This window comes from Bradyrhizobium sp. JYMT SZCCT0428 (assembly GCF_018131075.1).
GTDB lineage: Bacteria > Pseudomonadota > Alphaproteobacteria > Rhizobiales > Xanthobacteraceae > Bradyrhizobium.
In genome coordinates this window covers 35,696-56,565 of the sequence record NZ_JAFCLS010000013.1, presented here as the reverse complement: position 1 = coordinate 56,565, position 20,870 = coordinate 35,696, and the positions used below count along the sequence as shown (strand labels likewise).

19 protein-coding genes are annotated in these 20,870 nt (G+C 62.9%); 13 read left to right on the top strand and 6 right to left on the bottom strand.

The genetic code is table 11. The annotated features are described in order from the left end of the window. Positions 1 to 26 precede the first annotated feature (26 nt). The 5 genes from JQ575_RS15235 (at position 27) to JQ575_RS15215 (ending at position 5,060) form a co-directional block, all read left to right on the top strand. Positions 27 to 1,244 (top strand): ABC transporter substrate-binding protein, encoded by a 1,218-nt coding sequence (locus tag JQ575_RS15235; RefSeq protein WP_212034057.1) that lies wholly within the window; start codon positions 27 to 29, stop codon positions 1,242 to 1,244. Between the two features lie 78 nt (positions 1,245 to 1,322). Continuing rightward, positions 1,323 to 2,186, top strand: a complete 864-nt coding sequence (locus JQ575_RS15230; RefSeq protein WP_192739604.1) for a branched-chain amino acid ABC transporter permease — start codon at positions 1,323 to 1,325, stop codon at positions 2,184 to 2,186. A gap of 1 nt (position 2,187) precedes the next feature. Beyond that, positions 2,188 to 3,156, top strand: a complete 969-nt coding sequence (locus JQ575_RS15225; protein WP_212034056.1) for a branched-chain amino acid ABC transporter permease — start codon at positions 2,188 to 2,190, stop codon at positions 3,154 to 3,156. A 151-nt stretch (positions 3,157 to 3,307) separates the two neighbouring features. Continuing rightward, positions 3,308 to 3,952: a DUF47 domain-containing protein gene (locus JQ575_RS15220; protein ID WP_192739602.1), complete on the top strand. Its 645-nt coding sequence runs from the start codon at positions 3,308 to 3,310 to the stop codon at positions 3,950 to 3,952. Between the two features lie 103 nt (positions 3,953 to 4,055). Further along, positions 4,056 to 5,060 carry an inorganic phosphate transporter gene (locus JQ575_RS15215; protein WP_192739601.1) on the top strand — a complete coding sequence of 335 codons (1,005 nt, stop codon included), beginning with the start codon at positions 4,056 to 4,058 and terminating at the stop codon, positions 5,058 to 5,060. Between the two features lie 102 nt (positions 5,061 to 5,162). Here JQ575_RS15215 and sugE read toward each other — a convergent pair whose 3' ends face one another. Further along, positions 5,163 to 5,477 carry a quaternary ammonium compound efflux SMR transporter SugE gene (gene sugE / locus JQ575_RS15210; RefSeq protein WP_212034055.1) on the bottom strand — a complete coding sequence of 105 codons (315 nt, stop codon included), beginning with the start codon at positions 5,475 to 5,477 and terminating at the stop codon, positions 5,163 to 5,165. Positions 5,478 to 5,628: 151 nt separating this feature from the next. Between sugE and JQ575_RS15205 the strand changes: the two genes are divergently transcribed. The 4 genes from JQ575_RS15205 (at position 5,629) to JQ575_RS15190 (ending at position 10,426) form a co-directional block, all read left to right on the top strand. Continuing rightward, positions 5,629 to 7,248: a peptide chain release factor 3 gene (locus tag JQ575_RS15205; RefSeq protein WP_212034054.1), complete on the top strand. Its 1,620-nt coding sequence runs from the start codon at positions 5,629 to 5,631 to the stop codon at positions 7,246 to 7,248. A 294-nt stretch (positions 7,249 to 7,542) separates the two neighbouring features. Then, on the top strand, positions 7,543 to 8,145 hold the full coding sequence (locus JQ575_RS15200; RefSeq protein WP_212034053.1) for a hypothetical protein: 603 nt from the start codon (positions 7,543 to 7,545) through the stop codon (positions 8,143 to 8,145). A gap of 85 nt (positions 8,146 to 8,230) precedes the next feature. Beyond that, positions 8,231 to 8,815: an NnrU family protein gene (locus JQ575_RS15195; RefSeq protein ID WP_212034052.1), complete on the top strand. Its 585-nt coding sequence runs from the start codon at positions 8,231 to 8,233 to the stop codon at positions 8,813 to 8,815. 18 nt (positions 8,816 to 8,833) lie between these two features. Then, complete coding sequence (locus JQ575_RS15190) at positions 8,834 to 10,426, top strand: class I adenylate-forming enzyme family protein (protein WP_212034051.1); 1,593 nt, start codon at positions 8,834 to 8,836, stop codon at positions 10,424 to 10,426. Between the two features lie 54 nt (positions 10,427 to 10,480). On the opposite strand, the gene JQ575_RS15185 is transcribed toward JQ575_RS15190, so the two are convergent. After that, positions 10,481 to 11,344 (bottom strand): hypothetical protein, encoded by an 864-nt coding sequence (locus JQ575_RS15185; protein WP_212034050.1) that lies wholly within the window; start codon positions 11,342 to 11,344, stop codon positions 10,481 to 10,483. 280 nt (positions 11,345 to 11,624) lie between these two features. Here JQ575_RS15185 and JQ575_RS15180 point away from each other — a divergent pair, with 280 nt between their 5' ends. The 4 genes from JQ575_RS15180 (at position 11,625) to JQ575_RS15165 (ending at position 15,647) form a co-directional block, all read left to right on the top strand. Beyond that, the gene (locus tag JQ575_RS15180; protein ID WP_212034049.1) at positions 11,625 to 12,278 is read left to right on the top strand and encodes a tetratricopeptide repeat protein; all 654 of its coding nucleotides are present in this window, start codon (positions 11,625 to 11,627) and stop codon (positions 12,276 to 12,278) included. Between the two features lie 30 nt (positions 12,279 to 12,308). Continuing rightward, positions 12,309 to 12,869: a hypothetical protein gene (locus JQ575_RS15175; RefSeq protein ID WP_212034048.1), complete on the top strand. Its 561-nt coding sequence runs from the start codon at positions 12,309 to 12,311 to the stop codon at positions 12,867 to 12,869. 145 nt (positions 12,870 to 13,014) lie between these two features. Next, entirely contained in the window at positions 13,015 to 14,400 is a 1,386-nt protein-coding gene (der, locus tag JQ575_RS15170) for a ribosome biogenesis GTPase Der (protein ID WP_212034047.1), read from the top strand. Positions 14,401 to 14,429: 29 nt separating this feature from the next. Then, positions 14,430 to 15,647 (top strand): TCR/Tet family MFS transporter, encoded by a 1,218-nt coding sequence (locus tag JQ575_RS15165; protein WP_212034193.1) that lies wholly within the window; start codon positions 14,430 to 14,432, stop codon positions 15,645 to 15,647. A gap of 102 nt (positions 15,648 to 15,749) precedes the next feature. On the opposite strand, the gene JQ575_RS15160 is transcribed toward JQ575_RS15165, so the two are convergent. The 4 genes from JQ575_RS15160 to purF form a co-directional block, all read right to left on the bottom strand. After that, the gene (locus JQ575_RS15160; protein ID WP_212034046.1) at positions 15,750 to 16,976 is read right to left on the bottom strand and encodes an ABC transporter substrate-binding protein; all 1,227 of its coding nucleotides are present in this window, start codon (positions 16,974 to 16,976) and stop codon (positions 15,750 to 15,752) included. A gap of 104 nt (positions 16,977 to 17,080) precedes the next feature. Beyond that, positions 17,081 to 18,241, bottom strand: coding sequence for a hypothetical protein (locus tag JQ575_RS15155; RefSeq protein ID WP_409364793.1), 1,161 nt, complete (start codon positions 18,239 to 18,241; stop codon positions 17,081 to 17,083). Positions 18,242 to 18,451: 210 nt separating this feature from the next. After that, complete coding sequence (locus JQ575_RS15150) at positions 18,452 to 19,192, bottom strand: SDR family NAD(P)-dependent oxidoreductase (RefSeq protein WP_212034044.1); 741 nt, start codon at positions 19,190 to 19,192, stop codon at positions 18,452 to 18,454. 167 nt (positions 19,193 to 19,359) lie between these two features. Further along, positions 19,360 to 20,868, bottom strand: a complete 1,509-nt coding sequence (purF, locus tag JQ575_RS15145) for an amidophosphoribosyltransferase (RefSeq protein ID WP_212034192.1) — start codon at positions 20,866 to 20,868, stop codon at positions 19,360 to 19,362. Positions 20,869 to 20,870 lie beyond the last annotated feature (2 nt).

The following is a 20,870-nucleotide window of genomic DNA, read 5'->3' as shown; positions in this document are numbered from 1 at the left end:
CGGCAAGCAAAATTCAGGGAGAAAATATGAAACAGAAAATTTCGGCACTTCTTTTCGGCACCGCGCTGACCCTCGCCGCAAGCGGCGCGCTGGCTCAGGACAAGAACATCAAGATCGGCGTCCTCACCGATAATTCCGGTCTTTATTCCGACCTCGGCGGCGCCGGCTCCACGCTCGCCGCGCAGATGGCGATCGAGGATTCCGGACTTGCCGCCAAGGGCTGGAAGATCGATGTGATTTCGGCCGACCACCAGAACAAGCCCGACATCGCCACGACTATCGCGCGCCAATGGATCGACGTCGAGAAGGTCGACATCTTCATGGACGTGCTGAACTCCGGCGTTGCGCTGGCGGTCAACAACCTGGTGAAGGAAAAGAACGCCATCATGATCAATACCGGCGCGGCGACGTCGGACCTCACCAATGCCCAGTGCTCGCCGAACACTATCCACTGGGTTTACGACACTTACATGCTGGCGAACAGCACGGGCCAGGCCCTGGTGAAATCGGGGGGCGACACCTGGTACTTCCTGACCGCGGACTACGCGTTCGGCCACGCGCTGGAGCGCGATACCGCCGCGGTCGTGGTCAAATCGGGAGGCAAGGTTATCGGCAACGTCAGGCATCCCCTGAACTCGTCGGACTTCTCCTCGTTCCTGCTGCAGGCGCAGGCTTCCAAGGCCAAGATCGTCGGCATGGCCAATGCCGGCGGCGACACCACCAACACCATCAAGCAGGCGTCGGAATTCGGCATCGTCGCCGGCGGCCAGAAGCTGGCCGGTCTTCTGCTCTTCATTACCGACGTTCATTCGCTCGGTCTGAAGGTTGCCCAGGGCCTGAACTTCACCGAAACCTTCTACTGGGATCTCAACGACGACACCCGCGCGTTTTCCAAGCGCTTCTCCGAGCGCATGAAGAACAAGGCGATGCCGTCCATGGTGCAGGCCGGCGTCTATTCGGGCTTGATCCACTATTTCAAGACGGTCGATGCGATGGGCGGCAATCCGCATGACGGCATCAAGGTCGTCGAGAAAATGAAGGCGTCGCCGACTGACGACCCGCTGTTCGGCAAGGGCACCATCCGCGCCGACGGCCGCAAGCTTCATCCGGCATACCTGTTTGAGGTCAAGAAGCCGGCCGAATCCAAGGGGCCGTGGGACTATTACAAGTTGATCGGGACCACCCCGGGCGACCAGGCTTTCCGGCCGCTTTCGGAAAGCGCCTGTCCGCTGGTAAAGAAGTAAGACGATTGCCCGCCGGCACCGTGCCGGCGGGCTTCCCTTCACGCGAATCCGCGTCACACGAAATCGAGTGCGAAACCGATGCAAGCTCTCTACGCGCAGCTTTTGGTGGGATTGATCAACGGCTCGTTCTACGCGCTGCTCAGTCTGGGGCTGGCCGTGATCTTCGGCATGCTCAACATCATCAATTTCGCCCATGGCGCGCTCTATATGATGGGGGCGTTCTGCGCCTATTTCCTGCTCAACCTGGCGGGCATCGGATACTGGCCGGCGCTGATCATCGCGCCGATCGTGGTCGGCATCTTCGGCATGATCCTGGAACGGACCATGCTGCAGTGGCTTTCAGGCCTCGACCATCTCTACGGACTGCTGCTGACGTTCGGCATCGCGTTGATCGTGCAGGGCGTGTTCCAGAATTATTTCGGCTCCTCGGGGCTTCCCTATGCGATCCCCGATGAACTGAAGGGCGGCATGAACCTCGGCTTCATGTTCCTGCCGATTTACCGCGGCTGGGTGGTCGTGTTCTCGCTCATCGTTTGCCTCGCCACCTGGTACCTGATCGAAAAGACGCGGCTTGGCGCCAATCTGCGCGCCGCGACCGAAAACCCGACGCTGGTGCGCGCGTTCGGCATCAACGTGCCCAGGATGATCACGCTGACCTACGGGCTCGGCGTCGGCCTTGCGGCGCTGGCCGGCGTCTTGTCCGCCCCGATCAACCAGGTCCGGCCGCTGATGGGCGCCGACCTGATCATCGTCGTGTTCGCGGTGGTGGTGATCGGCGGCATGGGCTCCATCATGGGATCGATCATCACCGGCTTTTCGCTCGGCGTGATCGAAGGACTGACCAAATATTTCTATCCCGAAGCTTCAAACACCGTGGTTTTCGTCCTGATGGTGCTGGTGTTGCTGGTGAAGCCAACGGGTCTGACCGGACGGGCGGCCTGATATGAGCGCATTGACTGACGATACACTGCCGGTGTCACCGCGTGCCGTGCGCGACGAGATGATCGTATTCGTCCTGATGGCAGCGCTGCTTGCGATCGTGCCGCTGACCGGGATCTATCCGTTCTTTGTGATGCAGGCGCTGTGCTTTGCGCTGCTGGCCTGCGCGTTCAACCTCCTGATCGGCTATGGCGGGCTGTTGTCGTTCGGCCACGCGATGTTTCTGGGCACGGCCGGTTACTTCACCGCGCATGCGCTGAAGGTCTGGGGGCTGTCGCCGGAGCTTGGAATTCTGGTCGGCACCGTAGGTGCCGCCGGGCTTGGCGTCATTACCGGCGTCGTCGCCATTCGCCGTCAGGGCATCTACTTCTCGATGATCACGCTGGCACTGTCGCAGCTTCTGTATTTCATCTACCTGCAAACGCCGTTCACCCATGGTGAGGACGGCATCCAGGGCATCCCGCAGGGCTATCTGTTCGGTATCTTCAATCTCGCCAAGCCGACGGTGCTCTATTACGTCATCCTCGTCGGGTTCCTCGGCGGTTTCCTCTTGATCTATCGCACCATCAACTCGCCGTTCGGCGAGGTCTTGAAGGCGATCCGCGAAAACGAACCGCGCGCGATATCGCTGGGCTACAAGACCGATCACTACAAACTGCTGGCCTTCATCCTTTCCGGAACGATCGCCGGTTTCGCAGGCTCGCTAAAGGTGTTCGTGGCGCAGAACGCCTCGCTCACTGACGTGCACTGGACGATGTCGGGCGAAATCGTGCTGATGACGCTGGTCGGCGGCCTCGGAACCGTATTCGGTCCCGTGGTCGGCGCCTTCGTGATCATCGCCATGCAGCAATATCTGGCCGGTTTCGGCCAGTGGGTGACGGTGATCCAGGGCGTCATCTTCGTCGCCTGCGTGCTGACTTTCCGCCGCGGCGTGATTGGCGAGATCGCGCATTTCTTCCGCCGTTCGCTGTAATTTGCCCGTTTGGGCGCTTTTTTACGGCCTACAAAGCGGTGGATGACCACTATTCCGGGGGCCGTCATCGCGCGCTTTGCCTTTGAATGGTCTATGACAGTTTTGTGACAGGCTGCCTCGGGCAGCCGTTCCAGAACGATGGATAAGACCGATGTTGCGCTGGTTTCGCTATTTCCTGCCCAAGGAAGAGCGGTTTTTCGACCTCTTTGCCCGCCATTCCCAGACCGTCGTGCAGGGGGCGCTGGCCCTGCAGGACATGCTGCGCGGCGGCGACGAGACGCCGGTGTTCTGCCAGCGCGTCAATCAGTTCGAAAACGATGCCGACAATATCACCCGCGAGGTGCTGACCGCGGTCCGGCGCACCTTCATCACCCCGTTCGACCGCGGCGATATCAAAAACCTGATCACCTCGATGGACGATGCCATCGACCAGATGCAGCAGACCGCCAAGGCCGTCATTCTGTTCGAGGTCCGCGCCTTCGAGCCGCCGATGCGCGAAATCGGAACGCTGATTGTCGAGTGCGCCAATCTGGTCGGGCGCGCATTGCCGCTGATGCAATCGATCGGCGACAACGTCGCGATGCTGACCGCGATCACCGAGGAGATCGGCAAGCTGGAGGGTCGCATCGACGACCTCCACGATATCGGGCTGAAGGAGCTGTTTCTCAAGCATCGCGACGCCAACACCATGGATTTCATCGTGGGCGCCGAGATCTACAAGCATCTTGAAAAGGTTTCAGACCGCTTCGACGACGTCGCCAATGAGATCAACAGCATCGTAATCGAACAGGTATGAGCATGATCCGGAAAAGTGTGCCGCGGTTTTCCCTCGCGACAAACGCGGAACGCGTTTGCGCGGAGATCATGCTCAAACAATTAATCTAGGGCAGGGCCAACAAGTGGATGCTTCGCTTGGTCTTCCAATTCTGATCGCATTGATTGCGGTCGCGCTGCTGTTCGACTTCCTCAATGGATTGCATGACGCCGCCAATTCTATCGCCACGATCGTGTCGACACGGGTATTGCGGCCGCAATATGCGGTGTTTTGGGCCGCCTTCTTTAACTTCATCGCCTTTCTGGTGTTCGGTCTTCACGTCGCCAACACCATCGGCACCGGCATCATCGAGCCCAGCATCGTCGATGCGACGGTGATCTTTGCCGCGCTTGTCGGCGCCATCGTCTGGAACCTGATCACCTGGGGGCTTGGCATTCCCTCGTCCAGTTCGCACGCGCTGATCGGCGGCTTGCTCGGCGGCGGGATCGCCAAGGCAGGCCTGTCCGCGGCGGTCTGGAGCGGACTCTCCAAGACGCTGCTGGCAATCGTGCTGTCGCCGCTGGTCGGCTTCCTGCTGGCGCTGGTGCTGGTGGCGATCGTGTCCTGGCTCTCGGTGCGCTCGACGCCATTTGCGGTCGACCGCGCCTTCCGCATCCTGCAATTCGTCTCGGCCTCGCTGTATTCGCTCGGCCATGGCGGCAACGACGCGCAGAAGACCATGGGCATCATCGCGGTGCTGCTCTATTCGCAGGGCCATCTCGGTACTGAATTTTCGATCCCGTTCTGGGTGGTGATATCGTGCCAGGCGGCGATGGGACTCGGAACGCTGATGGGCGGCTGGCGGATCGTCCGCACCATGGGCCTGCGGATCACCAAATTGACGCCGATGCAGGGCTTTTGCGCGGAAACCGGCGGGGCCGCGACCCTGTTCATGGCGACCTGGCTCGGGGTTCCCGTTTCCACCACCCACACCATCACCGGCGCCATCGTTGGCGTCGGCGCGGCGCGCCGGGTCTCGGCGGTGCGTTGGAACGTGGCCAGTTCGATCGTCTACGCTTGGGTCATCACCATCCCGGCCTCGGGAATCGTGGCGGCGCTGACCTATTGGGCGGTGGTGCTGCTGCGCTAGAGCCCTCTCCGTTCCGATTGAATCGGAACGGGGCTCTAGATTCTTGTTCTGACGCGTTTTCTTGACGCGAACCGGTGTCCACTTCGCTGGAAAACGCTTTAATCAGGTGACCAGCTTCAGGCCGACAATCCCGGCTACAATCAACCCGATGCTGGCCAGGCGGGCCGCAGTCGCAGGCTCACCGAACAAGGCGATGCCGAGGATGGCCGTGCCAACGGCGCCGATTCCGGTCCAGACGGCATAGGCCGTTCCGATCGGCAGCGTTTTCAGCGCCAGTCCAAGCAGGAGGATGCTTCCGGCCATGGCTGCCAGCGTCAGGGCCGACGGTACTAGCCGCGTAAAGCCTTCGGTGTATTTGAGACCGATGGCCCAGCCGATTTCGAGGAGACCCGCGGTGAACAACACAGCCCAAGCCATGACAAACCCTCCAGATAGAGCAGGGTCGTCCCCGCGGATGATGGTGATGGGAAGGTCGTCCTTCCCTGCTGGATATGGGGGTTGTATCCACGGTCGACAATTGCCAAATCGCCCTTGATTGCGCCCGTTTTCCCTGCCAAACGCTCGATTCATGTCTGACATTGCCGTTTCAGCCGAATCGCCGTCCCGCTCGCCGCTTGCAGATGAAGTGGCGCGGCGGCGGACCTTTGCCATCATTTCCCACCCCGACGCCGGCAAGACCACGCTAACCGAAAAGCTGCTGCTGTTCGGCGGCGCCATCAATCTCGCAGGGCAGGTCAAGGCCAAGGGCGAACGCCGCAACACCCGATCCGACTGGATGAAGATCGAGCGCGAGCGCGGCATCTCGGTCGTGACCTCGGTGATGACCTTCGAGTTCGATGGCCTCGTCTTCAACCTCCTTGATACGCCGGGCCATGAAGACTTTTCGGAAGACACCTACCGCACGCTGACGGCGGTCGATTCCGCGGTCATGGTGATCGACGCCGCCAAGGGCATCGAGGCGCGGACGCGTAAACTGTTCGAGGTGTGTCGCCTACGCGACATCCCGATCATCACCTTCATCAACAAGATGGACCGCGAAAGCCGCGACACCTTCGAACTGCTCGATGAAATCGAGAAGACGCTGGCGCTCGACACCACGCCGATGACCTGGCCGGTTGGCCGCGGCCGTGACTTCCTCGGCACCTACGACATCGCCACCGGCGGCGTACGCCTGCTCGAAGGCGGTGGCGCCAAGACCGGCGCCGCGCAGCAGATCGACATCGCCGATCTCGCCGGCCGGAGCGCCAATCTCGACGTCGCCGAGGTCAAGGACGAACTCGCGCTGGTCTCGGAAGCCTGCAAGCCGTTCGAGCTCGACGCGTTCCGCGAGGGCCATCTGACGCCGGTTTATTTCGGCAGCGCGCTGCGCAATTTCGGCGTCGGCGATTTGCTGGAGGGTCTCGGGCGCTTTGCACCGGCGCCGCGCGCGCAGGAAAGCAACCTGCGCAAGGTCGAGGCAGCCGAGCCGCGCATGAGCGCCTTCGTGTTCAAGATCCAGGCCAACATGGATCCGAACCACCGCGACCGCATCGCGTTCGCGCGGCTGTGCTCCGGCAAGCTCAGCCGCGGCATGAAGGCCAAGCTGGTGCGCACCGGCAAGAACATGTCGCTGTCCTCGCCGCAATTCTTCTTTGCCCAGGACCGCTCGGTGGCGGATGAAGCCTTTGCCGGCGACGTCGTCGGCATTCCCAATCACGGCACGCTGCGGATCGGCGACACGCTCACCGAAGGCGAAGATCTCACGTTCGTCGGCGTGCCGAGCTTTGCACCGGAAATTGTCCGCCGCGTGCGCCTGACCGACGCAATGAAGGCCAAAAAGCTGAAGGAGGCGCTGCAGCAGATGTCGGAGGAGGGCGTCGTCCAGGTGTTCCGCCCGCGCGACGGCGCGCCGGCGCTGGTCGGCGTGGTCGGTCCGCTGCAGCTCGACGTGCTCAAAGCGCGGCTCGATGCGGAATATTCGTTGCCGGTCGAATTCGAAGTCTCGGAATTCCAGCTGGCGCGCTGGATCTCCTCCGACGACCGCAAGAAGCTCGACGCGTTCATCTCGGCCAATGGATCGGGTGTTGCCGATGACGTCGACGGTGACCCGGTGTTCCTCGCCAAGAACGAGTTCTATCTGGGCTATACCAAGGAACGCGCCGAGGGCATCGTGTTTTCCCACATCAAGGATGTGAAGAAGAAGGGGTGAGCGGCTGGTAGCCCCTCTCGCTCATTGTCGTCCCCCGGCTTGACCGGGGGCCCCGTACGCCGCGGCCTCTCGGTTAATCAACAATCGCCTCTGGAATACTGGGTCACCCGCTGTGGCGGGTGACGACAGATGTGGTCGCCGTTACAGCACCGCACGCCGGCGAACAGGCGCTGATTGCGGAACTGTCGGGCATGAATGCGGGGCAGTGAACGCGCAGGGATGTGAACGCTATCAGGCTTGATCCCGACCAATGTGGGCACCAAGTTCACCAGAACTGCGATCGAGGCTTCTTCCATGCTCCGGCTTATCGCGATCTGCCTGATCGGTATCACCATCGGCATTAACGCCGCCGCCGCCCAGTCGCGGCGTCAGATCGACGCCACGCCGTTTTCGCACGCGCCCTGCAGCGTGCTCGACGGCCAGCCTTGCACGCCGTCATTCTGCAGCGTGTTCAACGATGGCCCCTGCATTCCCGAGATCGATTATCCCTACGGCCAGAACCTGCAACTGACGATCGAAAGCGTTCCGCCAAAGGACCAGGCGGCGAAATACCGGAAGCCGGACCACGACCTCGATAGCATCGGCGACCTGTTTGCGGCGCTGCGATCCTGCTGGACGCCGCCGCCGGCCGATAGCGCGCGCGAGGGCATGCAGATGTCGGTGCGCTTCAGTTTCAAGCGGTCGGGCGAGATCATTGCCGCGCCCCGGCTGACCTTCTCCACCGCCGGTGTCCCGGCGGATACACGCTCCACCTATCTGAAGGCGATCAATGCCTCGCTCGAGGCCTGCAAACCGCTGAAATTCACCGATGGGCTCGGTAGCGCGCTGGCGGGGAGGCCGATCGCGATCCGCTATGTCGATAACCGCGATCTGAAGAAGCAAGCAGTGAAGCCGTGAGGCGGATGGCGGCGTAGCGCATTGCGCTCCAAGCCCCATCAATGATAGGCGAGGGTAACGAAGGGGCGCGGGGAGAGGGGACATCATGGGACTGCTGGTGATGATCCTGGGGCTGGTCCTGTTTCTCGGCGTCCACACGCTGACCACGCAGCGCGAATTGCGCGCACAGGTCATCGGCTCAATGGGCGAGGGCGGCTACAAGATCGGCTATACGCTGGCCTCGGTCGCGGGTCTGGCGCTGATCATCTGGGGCTTCGCCAACTATCGCGCTACGGGCTGGATCAACGTCTGGAACCCGCCGACGGCGTTCAAGCACATCACCGTGGCCCTGATGCTGCCCGCGATCATTCTGGTGGTCGCGTCCTACATCCGCGGCCGGATCTACACGACGCTGAAGCATCCGATGCTGACCGGCGTCAAGCTGTGGGCGGCCGCACATCTGCTCGCCAATGGCGATCTCGGCTCGATCATCCTGTTCGGCTCGTTCCTGGCGTGGGCGGTGTTCGACCGCATCTCGCTGAAACGCCGTGCAGACGCCGGCGGTCCGCCGATACCGGTCGGCGGTCCCGGCAATGACCTGATCGCGATCGCGGTCGGGGTCATCGCCTATCTGGCGCTGGCATTTGCCTTCCATCCGGTCGTGATCGGCGTGCCCGTGGTTGGAGTCTAGCAAGGCAAGAGTTGAGCCATGGACTGGTCGCAACATCCTATTCCGGCGATGCGGCTCGAGACGCGCTTTGGCGATCGCGTGGTGCCGGCGTTTAGTGAACGGCCGGGCTCCGTCTGGGCGATGATTGCCGAGGCTGCAGAGCGAAATCCGGATGGCGAGGCGTTGGTCTGCGGTGATCGCCGGATGAGTTGGCGCGACGTCGCCTCTCAATCGGCACGGATTGCGGCCGGGTTTCAGCGGCTCGGATTGCAGCGCGGCGATCGTATCGCCGTGCTGCTCGGCAATCGCGTCGAGTTCGTGCTGACGATGTTCGCCGCCGCCCATGCCGGCCTTGTGACGGTGTTGCTGTCGATCCGCCAGCAAAAGCCTGAGATCGCCTATGTGTTGATCGATTCCGGCGCAAAACTTCTGATCCACGAAGCGACACTGGCCGAGCGCGTGCCGGATGCGCGCGATGTGCCTGACCTCCTGCATCGGGTTTCCGTCGATGACGGCAGCACCTCGCAATTCTGCGATCTGCTGGATCACGCAGCCTCGGCAACCCCTGCCGAAGTCGGCGAAGAAGACACCGCTATGATCCTCTACACGTCGGGCACCACGGGCAAGCCAAAGGGCGCGATGCTCGCGCATTGCAACATCATCCATTCGTCGATGGTGTTCGTGTCCTGCCTGCAGTTATCAGCGGCGGACCGCTCGATCGCCGCGGTGCCGCTCGGACATGTCACGGGCGTGGTCGCCAACATAACGACCATGGCGCGCTGCGCGGGCACGCTGATCGTGATGCCGGAGTTCAAGGCCGCGGAATATCTGAAGCTGGCGGCGCGAGAGCGCGTCACCTACACCGTGATGGTGCCAGCGATGTACAATCTGTGCCTGTTGCAGACGGATTTCGACAGCTACGATCTGTCAAGCTGGCGGATCGGCGGCTTTGGCGGGGCGCCGATGCCGATTGCGACCATCGAACGGCTGGCCGCCAGGATTCCGGGCCTGAAGCTGGCAAATTGCTATGGCGCCACCGAGACGACGTCGCCGTCGACTATGATGCCCGGCGAATTGACCGCGCGGTACATCGACAGCGTCGGCTTGCCGTGTCCCGGCGCGCAGATCATCGTCGTCGATCCCGACGGCCACGAGCTGCCGCGCGGCGAGATCGGTGAAATCTGGATCCACGGCGGCTCGGTCATCAAGGGCTACTGGAACAATCCAAAAGCAACGGATGAAAGTTTTACCGCCGGCTTCTGGCATTCCGGCGATCTCGGCTCGATCGATGAGGCAAACTTCGTGCGCGTGTTCGATCGCCAGAAGGACATGATCAACCGCGGCGGCCTGAAGATCTATTCCGCCGAGGTCGAGTCTGTCCTGTCAGGCCATCCCGACGTGCTCGAAAGCGCGATCATCGCCAAACCGTGCCCCGTGCTCGGCGAGCGCGTCCACGCCGTGGTCGTGGTCAAAGGCGGTGCCAGCGTTGAGACCTTGCGTGCGTGGTGTGCCGAGCGGCTGTCGGATTACAAGGTGCCGGAAACCATCGATCTGACCGCCGATCCGCTGCCGCGCAACGCCAACGGCAAGGTACTCAAGCGGCAGTTGCGCGAACCGCGTGCGGCGATTTAGAGCGTTCGCACTTGATCCGGGAGTGCCGGTTCGCGCAACGCGCCAAACAGGAATCTAGAGCTTCGGCGCGCTGCCTTTTGGCATCGCATTGCGTTCGTTCTGTTCCGCGGCAAGCGCATCATTGTCGATCGCCGCCGCGCTGATCACGCGTTTGACGTCTAGCAGCGAGAACTGCGCGATTCCGACCCGGTCTGGCGCCGTGCCGGGGATCAGCTGCACGCTCAGCACGCCGTCGCAATTGGCGCCCTTGGCTTCACTGAGCATCGCGGCCAGCGCTTTCTCCTTTGCCTGCGCACGCTTGACGACAGCCACGCAGCTGCCGCGGATGGTTTCGCCGTTGAGCTTGAGCGCGGCCTTGGGATCGAGCGGCTTGCCGATAGCCTCGACCGCGGTTGCTTCCTTGTACTTCGTGCCGACCGATACGATCGAACCGGCGCGATAGATGTAATAAAGATGCTGATCGCCGACGATGGTGGGTACGCCGTATTTGCCCATCACCTCCTTGACCATGTCGGCCTTCGCCGGCTGCTGGTCCTTCGCAAAGGTGAGGTTGCGGGCAAGGAAATAAATGCGATTTCCGCTCGCCGGCGACGAGAAGCTGCTCGACAGTATCTCACCGTTCTGGCCCGGCCCGGGGGCAAGGCTGAAAGTCAGCGCCGAGGTGAAGCTGATCGCGGTGCTGCCGAACTTCTGCTGCTGGACGTCGGTCGTGGTGTTGGAGCGTCCCTTGAAGAACGAATCTAGCGTGGCACGCGTGGAATCAGCGGTGGAATCCGCCGAGATACCCAGAATGTCCGGGCGCAGCTTGCCGGAAAATGCCGACTCCGGCGTCTTCGCCTTGATGTCGTAGGCTTGGGTCGCGGCGGGCAGGGCGGCGGCCCCGATGGCAAGCGTGACGACCAGGGCGCGGCAAACCATGAAGCACCTGCAAAATCAGACGAATAACCGACAAAAATCGAGCGGATTACGCCAAGCTTTGAACCGCGAAGTCAATATTCTCGAATGCCCACCGGCATTCCCGGACGCTCGCGGCGTGGGACAACTCGCTTCCGGCCGGCCCCTCCAGCGTTAACGCTTTGATCCGGCTCGCTTTGCCTTGCCACCGCCATATCGTTAGGGTATCGCCGCCGCCATGCGAGGATCGGGCGCAGGGCGCCGCCGCGCCTCCAGCGGCTCAGCGGGGATGGGATAGCCTTAAGTGTCTGAATTATTTAATGAAGTCGACGAGGACGTCCGTCGCGATCAGCTCAAGAAGCTGTGGGACCAATACTCCATCTACATCATTGCCGGAGCGCTGCTGATTATCGCCTCCGTGGGTGGCTGGCGTGGCTACCAATATCTGGAAGCCCAGAAGGCGGTTGAGGCCGGTGCGGCCTTCGACAAGGCGGCAGAGCTATCGGAAGCCAACAAGCACGCAGAGGCCGAGGCGGCGTTTGCCGCGCTGGCGGCGAAGGCGCCGGCGGGATACCGCGTGCTGGCACGCCTGCGGACGGCCGCCGAGGTCGCAAGCCGCGACCAGCAGGCCGCTGCCAAGATGTTCGACGAAATTGCCGCCGACCGCAGCGTCGGCGTGGCGGAACAGGATCTGGCCCGAATTCGCGCCGCCCAGTTGCTGCTGGAGAGCACCTCCTATCCCGACATGAAGTCTCGCCTGGAGGCGGCAGCCGGACCGGCTGCTACCTTTCGCCATACTGCACGCGAATTGCTGGCGCTGTCGGCCTGGCGCGCCAACGACGCGACAGCGACCCGACAATGGCTGGACGTGATTGCCAATGACGGCGGCACGCCACCGAGCCTGCGCTCGCGCGCCGAAGCGCTGCAGGCGTTGCTTCCGCCTGTCGCAAAGAGTTGAGCCGGCCAACGAGATAAACGAGAACCGAGCATGCGCCGCCCGCACCGTCTGATCGCAGCCACCGTCCTCATCGCGTTTTCCAGCGCGCTGGCGGGCTGTAGCAGCCTGGGCAATTTCGATCCGACCGACATGCTCGACTTCCTCGACACCAAGAAGAAGCTGCCAGGTGAACGCAAGCCGGTTTTCCCCGACGGTGTGCCCGGCCTTGAGCAGGGCGTGCCGAAGGATCTCTACAAGGGCGCGCGCCAGCAGCAGATCGACGATCCGAATGCCCAGGCAGCGGTCGCACCGGCGCCGCAGGAGCCGAAATCGAAGGGATCCGCGAAATCCAGAGGCAGGCAGGCGCCAGCCCCCGTTGCAGCGGCGCCCGCGGCTGAGCCCGCCGCCGCAGAGCCCGATGCCGCGCCCGAGGAAGAGGGCGGCACCAACGCAGCGCCGCCGGCGCCGAAGCCGAAGAAGATCGTGCGCAAGCGCACCACCGCGCCGCCGCCCGACCAGCCGGCGGCTCAATCGGCGGCGCCCGCGCAGTCCACCCAACAATCCGCCGCGCCGTTCCCGGCTCCGATGCCGAGCGGCAGCTTCACGCGTTAATTGCATAGCGATTTCGCGCGAAGTGGGCGCCGGTTCGCGTAAAGCAAACGCGCCAAACCAAAATCAGAGCGCGGTTCCGCCAGAACCGTGCTCTATCGTTTCGTTCGATTGACACGTCCTTCAAAAAGGGTGTTTGGATTTATTTATGCCCTTTACGATTGCCATCATCGGCCGGCCCAATGTCGGAAAGTCGACGCTGTTCAACCGGCTGGTCGGGCAGAAGCTCGCGCTGGTCGACGACGAACCCGGCGTCACCCGGGACCGCCGCGAGGGCAATGGGCGCCTGGGCGATCTCGAATTCACCGTGATCGACACCGCCGGCCTCGACGAAGGCGCCAGGGGCTCGCTCACCGCGCGGATGCAGGAGCAGACCGAAACCGCGATTGCGCTTGCCGACGCGCTGATGTTCGTGATCGACGCGCGGGCCGGACTTACGCCGAACGACCGTGCCTTTGCCGATTTCGCCCGCCGCGCCAACAAGCCGGTGGTGCTGGTCGCCAACAAGAGCGAAGGCAGGCACGGCGAAGTCGGCGCGATGGAATCCTACGCGCTGGGCCTCGGCGATCCCGTGCAGATCTCGGCCGAACATGGCGAGGGCCTCAGCGATCTCTACGACGCACTGCGCGTGCTGATGCCGGATCCCACCGAGGAGGGTGAGGAATTTGACGATGACGACATCATCGTATCAGACGAGGATTTCGCCAAGCGTCCGATCCGCGTCGCGATCGTCGGTCGTCCCAACGCCGGTAAATCGACGCTGATCAATCGTCTGCTCGGCGAGGAGCGGCTGCTGACCAGCGCCGAGGCCGGCACCACCCGCGATTCCATTTCGGTCGAGGTGACCTGGCAGGGGCGCGACTTCCGCGTGTTCGATACCGCCGGCTTGCGGCGGCGGGCGCGGATCGATGAGAAGCTGGAGAAGCTATCGGTGGCGGACGCGCTGCGCGCGGTGCGCTTTGCCGAAGTGGTTGTCATGATGATGGATGCGCAGAACCGGTTCGAGGAACAGGATTTGCGGATCGCCGATCTGATCGAGCGCGAGGGACGCGCGGTCGTGCTTGCCGTCAATAAGTGGGATTTGATGGAGAAGAAAGGCAGCCTCGTTTCGGGGCTGCGCACCGATGTCGATCATTTGCTGCCGCAGATGAAGGGCGCGCCGGTCGTGGCGGTGTCTGGCCTGATGGGTGAGGGCATCGATCGGCTGATGACCGCGATCGAGCAAGCCTATGCGGTCTGGAACAAGCGCGTGCCGACGGCAGCCCTCAATCGCTGGTTCGAACAGGCGGTCGATGCCAATCCGCCGCCCTCGGTGTCGGGCCGCCGGCTGAAGTTGAACTACATCACGCAAGCCAAGGCGCGGCCTCCGAGTTTCATCCTGTTCTGCTCGCGCGCCGACGCGGTGCCGACATCTTACTTGCGCTATCTCACCAACAGCATGCGTGAGGCCTTTGATCTGCCGGGAACGCCGATCCGCATCATGCTGCGCGAGAAGGCCAATCCGTTCGCCCACAAGCGCAAACGGCCATCGTGAACGAGGTGGCCTCGGAACGCGCGACCGGGATGCCGCCGGTGCGCAGCGGCGCCGCCATCTTCATTTTCGTTACCATCCTGCTCGACATGTTCGCGCTCGGCCTGATCCTGCCGATCTTGCCCAAGCTGGTCGAAAGCTTCGTCGACAACGATACCGCGACCGCCGCGCGGGTCTTCGGATTGTTCGGCACCGCCTGGGCGGTGATGCAGTTCATCTTCTCGCCGATCCTCGGCGCCTTGTCCGACCGGTTCGGCCGCCGGCCGGTGGTGCTGCTGTCCAATTTCGGACTGGCGCTGGACTATGTGCTGATGGCGCTGGCGCCGTCGCTGCTGTGGCTGTTCATCGGCCGCGTGATCTCGGGCATCACTTCGGCCAGTATCTCGACGGCCTTTGCCTACATCGCCGACGTGACGCCGCCGGAACGACGCGCTGCCGTGTTCGGCAAGATCGGTGCGGCGTTCGGCGCCGGATTTATTCTCGGCCCGGCCGTCGGTGGCCTGCTCGGTGACATGGATCCGCGGCTGCCGTTCTGGGTTGCGGCGGGCCTGAGTTTTGCCAATACGCTTTACGGCTGGCTGATCTTGCCGGAGTCGTTGCCGCCGGAACGGCGCGCGCCGTTCCAATGGAAGAGCGCCAATCCGCTCGGTGCGCTGCATCTGTTGCGCTCCAACCGGATTCTCGCAGGCCTTTCGCTGGCGAATTTCTTTAGCCAGGTCGCGCATGTCGTGCTGCCCTCGACCTACGTGCTCTACGCGACCTATCGCTATGGTTGGGACACCAAGACCGTCGGGCTGACGCTGGCGCTGGTCGGTGTCTGCGCCATGGTGGTGCAGGGCGCGGGCGTCGGGCCGATCGTTGGGCGCCTTGGCGAACGCCGCGCGCTGCTGCTCGGGCTCGGCTGCGGTGCGCTAGGTTTCCTGATCTATGGCACGGCGCCGACCGGTCCGCTGTTCTGGGCCGGCATTCCCGTGATGGCGTTGTGGGGCATTGCCGGCGCGGCGATCCAGTCGCTCACCACGCAACTGGTCGCGCCCGATCAGCAGGGCCAGTTGCAGGGCGCCACCAACAGCGTCAACAGCGTTGCCCAGATGGTGGGACCGTTTTTGTTCACGCTGATCTTTGCCTATTTCATCAGCGAGTCTGCGCCGGTGAAAATGCCGGGCGCGCCGTTCCTGCTGGCCGCGGCGCTATTGGCGCTGGCGCTGTTGGTTGCGTGGCGGACGCTGGCCGAACGGCCGAAGAGCTAGGCGATCGTAGGGTGGGCAAAGCGAAGCGTGCCCACCATCTCACGTTAAATGGGATACATGGTGGGCACGGCGCTTTCGCGCCTTTGCCCACCCTACCACTTATTACTTCTTCACCAGCGGACAGTCGCTGGCCTCGAGCGGCTTGGCGGCGTCTTCCGGGGCGATCGTGGCGATCTGCTTGTAATAGTCCCACGGACCCTTCGACTCTTCCGGCTTCTTCACTTCGAACAGATAGGCCGGAATGAGACGGCGGCCGTCGGCGCGCAGCGGGCCCTTGCCGAACAGGGGATCGTCGGTCGGCAGTTCCTTCATCTTGGCGATCACCTTGGCGCCGTCATGCGGATTGCCGCCGAGCGCTTCCATCGCCTTGAGATAATGCAGCACCATGGCGTAGTTGCCGGCTTGCGTCATCGACGGCATGGCATTTTTGCTCGCCAGTGCGGCAAACCGCTTCGAGAAGGCGCGGGTGTGGTCGTTCAGGTCCCAGTAAAAGGATTCCGTGAAGGTCAGGCCTTGCGCCGTCTTCAATCCCAGCGAATGCACGTCGTTGATGAACAGCAGCAGCGCTGCCAGCTTCTGGCCACCGGCGACGATGCCGAACTCGGAAGCCTGCTTGATCGCGTTGGTGGTGTCGCCGCCGGCGTTGGCGAGGCCGACGACCTTGGCCTTGGATGCCTGTGCCTGCAGCAGGAACGAGGAGAAATCCGAGGTGTTGATCGGATGCTTGACGCCGCCGAGCACCTTGCCGCCATTGGCGGTGACAACAGCGGAAGTATCGCGCTCCAGTGCGTGGCCGAAGGCGTAATCGGCGGTCAGGAAGAACCAGGTGTCGCCGCCGGATTTGGTGAGTGCCTTACCGGTGCCGTTGGCGAGCATGTAAGTGTCGTAGGTGAAGGAGATCGTGTTCGGCGTACAGGCCTTGCCGGTGAGATCGGCTGTCGCGGCGCCCGAATTGAGCAGCGCGATGTTCTTCTCCTTGACGAGGTTGCTGACGGCGAGAGCCACGCCGGAGTTCGGCGTATCGGCGATCGCATCGACCTTGTCGTTGTCGATCCACTGCCTGGCGATGTTGACGCCGACGTCGGGCTTGTTCTGATGATCGCCGCTGACGACGTCGATCTTCCAGCCTTTCTTGAGCAGGCCGGAATCCTCGATCGCCATCTTGACCGCGACCACCGAATTGGGGCCGCCGATATCGGCGTAAAGGCTCGACATGTCGTTCAGCACGCCGATCTTGACGGCCTTGTCCTGGGCGTAGGCGGGCGCAGCCAAGCTGACGCCGGCAACGGCAAGCAGCGCGGCGAGCCGCCGCGCGGTGAATGCAGTCATGTATTTCCTCCATCTATGGTCGCCGGGTGGCCTTCTTTGGGAGGTCCACGCCCGGCATATGACTGAGATGGTGGTAGTGGTTCCGGAAGCTCCCGGCAATCCACCTATCGTAGCGCGTCCGATGTCAGCTTGAATTTCTGGATGCGCTTTCCGGTGTCGACTTCGGCGGTATAGACGTTGCCCTTGGAATCCACGGCCATGGCGTGAATCCAGTGGAACTGTCCGGCATTGCGGCCGCTGCGTCCAAAACTCCCGACCACGGTACCGTCGTCGCGCTTCAGCACCCGGATTTCGTTGTTTTCGCCGTCGGCGCTCAACAAATAGGTCTGTTTCGGATCAGGCCAAACCGCGATGTCCCACACCGCGCCATTGCCGAGTGTGTTCTTCTCGAAGAACCATTCCTTTACGAAAGTTCCATCCTTCTTGAACACCTGGATGCGGTTGTTGATGCGGTCGCAGACATAGACCATCCCGTCATTGGTGAGCTTTACGCAATGCACGGGATTGGCGAATTGCTGGGCAACCGGCGCCTTGGGATCATAGGGCGGCTGCTTGTCGTCGTTCGGCGGCTTGCCATAAGCGCCCCAGTGCCGCTTGTAGGCGCCTGACGTGGCATCGAACACGATGACGCGGCGGTTGCCGTAGCCGTCGGCGATGTAGATCTCGTTGGCATCCTTATCGACCGCGGTCTCGGCAGGTTTGCCGAGTTGCGTGGTGTCGTTGGACCCCTTGCTCGGCGCGATCTTGCCGATCTGCATCACGAACTTGCCGTCGAGGGTGAATTTGAGAACCGCGTTGTCATTGTCGGCATTGCCGCCGACCCAGACAAAACCCTTCTCGTCGACTTCGATGCCATGTTCGCGGCCGACCCATTCATAGCCTTCGCCCGCACCGCCCCATGAGCGCAGCAGATTACCCTCGGCGTCGAACTCCAGCACAGGCGGCGCCGAGACACAGCACTTTGAACGCGGCGGCGTCAGCGCTGCGCCTTTCTCGTCGTCGGTCAGCGAGCGCCGACGATGGATGACCCAGATGTGATCCTTGGAATCGACGGCGATGCCGCCGACCTGGCCGAGGATCCAGTTGTTCGGCAGCGGCTTTGGCCAGGAGGCATCGACCGCGAAGGTCGGAACATCGCCGGCGAGCGCAGGAAGCGGCGTCGCTGTGATGCCAATCAGTGTCGCGGCGGTCAGGCCTGCAAGAATCGTTTTGCTGAGATGTTGGACGGCAGGTATCGAGCGCGCGCGATGATGCATCGGCATGATGCTTCCTCCCTTGATCTTCTTGGCGGGTTGCTCCCGCTTGGGCGGGCAGTCAATCGCGGGGCAGGGGAGGAGTCAACGGTACGAACAGTCATTGCGAGCCACCGGGTCGCGCGAACGCGCGCCCGATGACAGGCTCCGCGAAGCAATCCATCTATCCGAACAAAGAAAGAATGGATTGCTTCGCTTCGCGCGCAATGACGCGGTGAAGACTTAGGACGGCGCGCGAAAGCTCATCAGCGTCCGGGTTTTGTAATCGTAGAGCTTGCCGGTTTCGTTCCAGTCGGGCGCGCACATCGGCACGATGAATTCCGCGACCTGTTCCGGTGTATCGAGCGTCGCCGGGTCTTCGCCGGGGAATACGATAGCGCGCATCTTTGTACGGACCGGGCCGGGGCTGAACAGATTGACGCGAAGATTGGTGCTCGCGGTCTCCTGTGCCCAGGCGCGCGCCAAGGCTTCGAGGGCGGCCTTCGATGCGGCATACGGGCCGACATAGGCGCTGGCCTTGTTGGCGGCGCCTGATGTTACGAACACGGCGCGGCCGGCGTCGGACTGCCTCAGCAGGGGTTCCATGCATCGGATCAATTGAAAATTCGCGGTCACGTTGACCGCCATCACATCGTTCCAAGGCTTCAGCTCGATATGACCGAGCGGCGAAGAGGGACCGGCGACGCCGGCATTGCCGACGAGAATGTCGATCTTGCCGTGACGCTCGTGCAGCGCCGCGCCAAGCCGGGCGATGCCGTCGGAGTCGGTGAGATTCAGCGGCACCAGCGTGGCGCTGCCGCCGTCTTTCCGGATCTCGTCGTCGAGCTCTTCCAGCCCGCCCTGCGTGCGCGCCACCGCCACGACATGCGCGCCGGCCTTTGCGAGCGCGCGCGCAGTGGCATAGCCGATGCCGCGCGAGGCGCCGGTGACGAGAGCGATACGGGAGGCGAGGATTTGGGGCATAGAAGAAGCTCTAGCAAAAACGTCGTCCCGGCGAAGGCCGGGACCCATACGCCGTGACGGTTACGTGGCGATTGGTGATTGTATCAAATGGCGTTCGAAAAACGAAGGCCGGTGGCTATGGGTCCCGGCCCCGGAGCGCAATTGCGCCCTAGGCCGGGACGACAAAGTCAGCTCGCCTCCGCCAGCAGCGACAACTGCCGGGGCGACGGCTCGGTTTCGCTCTGGTCGGTGAGGTGGGTCGGATAGGCGCCCGTGAAGCAGTGGTCCGAGAATTTCGGATTGGCGGGGTCGCGGCCGGGTTCGCCCATCGCGCGGTACATGCCGTCGATCGACAGGAACGCCAGTGAATCGGCGCCGATGATCTCGCGCATCTCCTCGAGGGTATGCGTGGCGGCAAGGAGTCCGCCGCGATCCGGCAGGTCGATGCCGTAATAGTCGGGGTAGAGGATCGGCGGCGAGGCGAGGCGGAAATGCACTTCGCGCGCGCCGGCGTCGCGCATCATGCGCACGATCTTCTTCGAGGTGGTGCCGCGAACCAGCGAGTCGTCGATCAGGATGATGCGCTTGCCTTCGATCGCGGCGCGGTTGGCCGAATGCTTCATGCGCACGCCGAGTTCGCGCACGCTCTGGGTCGGCTGAATGAAGGTGCGGCCGACATAGTGGTTACGGATGATGCCGAGCTCGAACGGCACGCCCGAATGCTGGGCGTAACCGATCGCGGCCGGCACGCCGGAATCCGGCACCGGCACCACGACGTCGACCTCGACACGGCTCTCGCGCGCGAGCTGCGCGCCGAAGGCTTTTCGAACTTCATAGACCGAACGGCCACCGACGATGGAATCCGGCCGCGAGAAATAGATGTATTCGAAGATGCAGGGCCGCGGCGGTTTTGGCGGAAACGGCTTGTGGCTGTGCGCGCCCTTGTCGTCGAACACGACGATTTCGCCGGGTTCGACGTCGCGGACATATTTGGCGCCGATCATGTCCAGCGCGCAAGTCTCCGAGGTGAGGATCGGGTGACCGTCGAGGTCGCCGAGTACCAGGGGACGGATGCCGAGCGGATCGCGCGCGCCGATCAGCTTCTTGTTGGTCAAGGCCGTCAACGAATAGGCGCCCTCGATCGTGCGCAATGCCTCGATGAAACGGTCGATGAAGCGGGTGCGCTTCGACTGCGCGACCAAATGCAGGATCACTTCGGTGTCGGTGGTCGACTGCATCATGGCGCCGTGGAGTACGAGTTCGCGGCGCAGCGTCAGGCCGTTGGTGAGGTTGCCGTTGTGGCCGACCGCGAAACCACCGGCATTGAGCTCGGCGAACAGCGGCTGCACGTTGCGCAGGATGGTGGCGCCTGTCGTGGCATAGCGGACATGGCCGACGGCGGCATTGCCGGGCAGGCGCTCGATCACTTCGCGCCGGGAGAACGTATCGCCGACGAGGCCGAGCCGGCGTTCACTGTGGAAGCGGCTGCCGTCGAAGGAGACGATGCCGGCGGCTTCCTGGCCGCGGTGTTGAAGGGCATGTAGTCCGAGTGCGGTGATGGCGGCGGCCTCGGGGTGGCCGAAGATGCCGAACACGCCGCATTCCTCGCGTAGCGTGTCGCCTTCGAGATCGTCCTGCAAATCGATCGGACCGGAGTTTCGGTCAAGTTGCTCGGCGGGATCGGAAGGGTTTTGCATCG

Coding starts and splice junctions, on each gene's coding strand:
- JQ575_RS15230 (WP_192739604.1), top strand. CDS start 1,323: ATGCAAGCTCTCTACGCGCAGCTTTTGGTGGGATTGATCAACGGCTCG.
- JQ575_RS15225 (WP_212034056.1), top strand. CDS start 2,188: ATGAGCGCATTGACTGACGATACACTGCCGGTGTCACCGCGTGCCGTG.
- JQ575_RS15235 (WP_212034057.1), top strand. CDS start 27: ATGAAACAGAAAATTTCGGCACTTCTTTTCGGCACCGCGCTGACCCTC.
- JQ575_RS15205 (WP_212034054.1), top strand. CDS start 5,629: ATGTCTGACATTGCCGTTTCAGCCGAATCGCCGTCCCGCTCGCCGCTT.
- JQ575_RS15165 (WP_212034193.1), top strand. CDS start 14,430: ATGCCGCCGGTGCGCAGCGGCGCCGCCATCTTCATTTTCGTTACCATC.
- JQ575_RS15175 (WP_212034048.1), top strand. CDS start 12,309: ATGCGCCGCCCGCACCGTCTGATCGCAGCCACCGTCCTCATCGCGTTT.
- JQ575_RS15190 (WP_212034051.1), top strand. CDS start 8,834: ATGGACTGGTCGCAACATCCTATTCCGGCGATGCGGCTCGAGACGCGC.
- JQ575_RS15185 (WP_212034050.1), bottom strand. CDS start 11,344: ATGGTTTGCCGCGCCCTGGTCGTCACGCTTGCCATCGGGGCCGCCGCC.
- JQ575_RS15220 (WP_192739602.1), top strand. CDS start 3,308: ATGTTGCGCTGGTTTCGCTATTTCCTGCCCAAGGAAGAGCGGTTTTTC.
- JQ575_RS15150 (WP_212034044.1), bottom strand. CDS start 19,192: ATGCCCCAAATCCTCGCCTCCCGTATCGCTCTCGTCACCGGCGCCTCG.
- JQ575_RS15200 (WP_212034053.1), top strand. CDS start 7,543: ATGCTCCGGCTTATCGCGATCTGCCTGATCGGTATCACCATCGGCATT.
- JQ575_RS15160 (WP_212034046.1), bottom strand. CDS start 16,976: ATGACTGCATTCACCGCGCGGCGGCTCGCCGCGCTGCTTGCCGTTGCC.
- JQ575_RS15195 (WP_212034052.1), top strand. CDS start 8,231: ATGGGACTGCTGGTGATGATCCTGGGGCTGGTCCTGTTTCTCGGCGTC.
- purF (WP_212034192.1), bottom strand. CDS start 20,868: ATGCAAAACCCTTCCGATCCCGCCGAGCAACTTGACCGAAACTCCGGT.
- sugE (WP_212034055.1), bottom strand. CDS start 5,477: ATGGCTTGGGCTGTGTTGTTCACCGCGGGTCTCCTCGAAATCGGCTGG.
- der (WP_212034047.1), top strand. CDS start 13,015: ATGCCCTTTACGATTGCCATCATCGGCCGGCCCAATGTCGGAAAGTCG.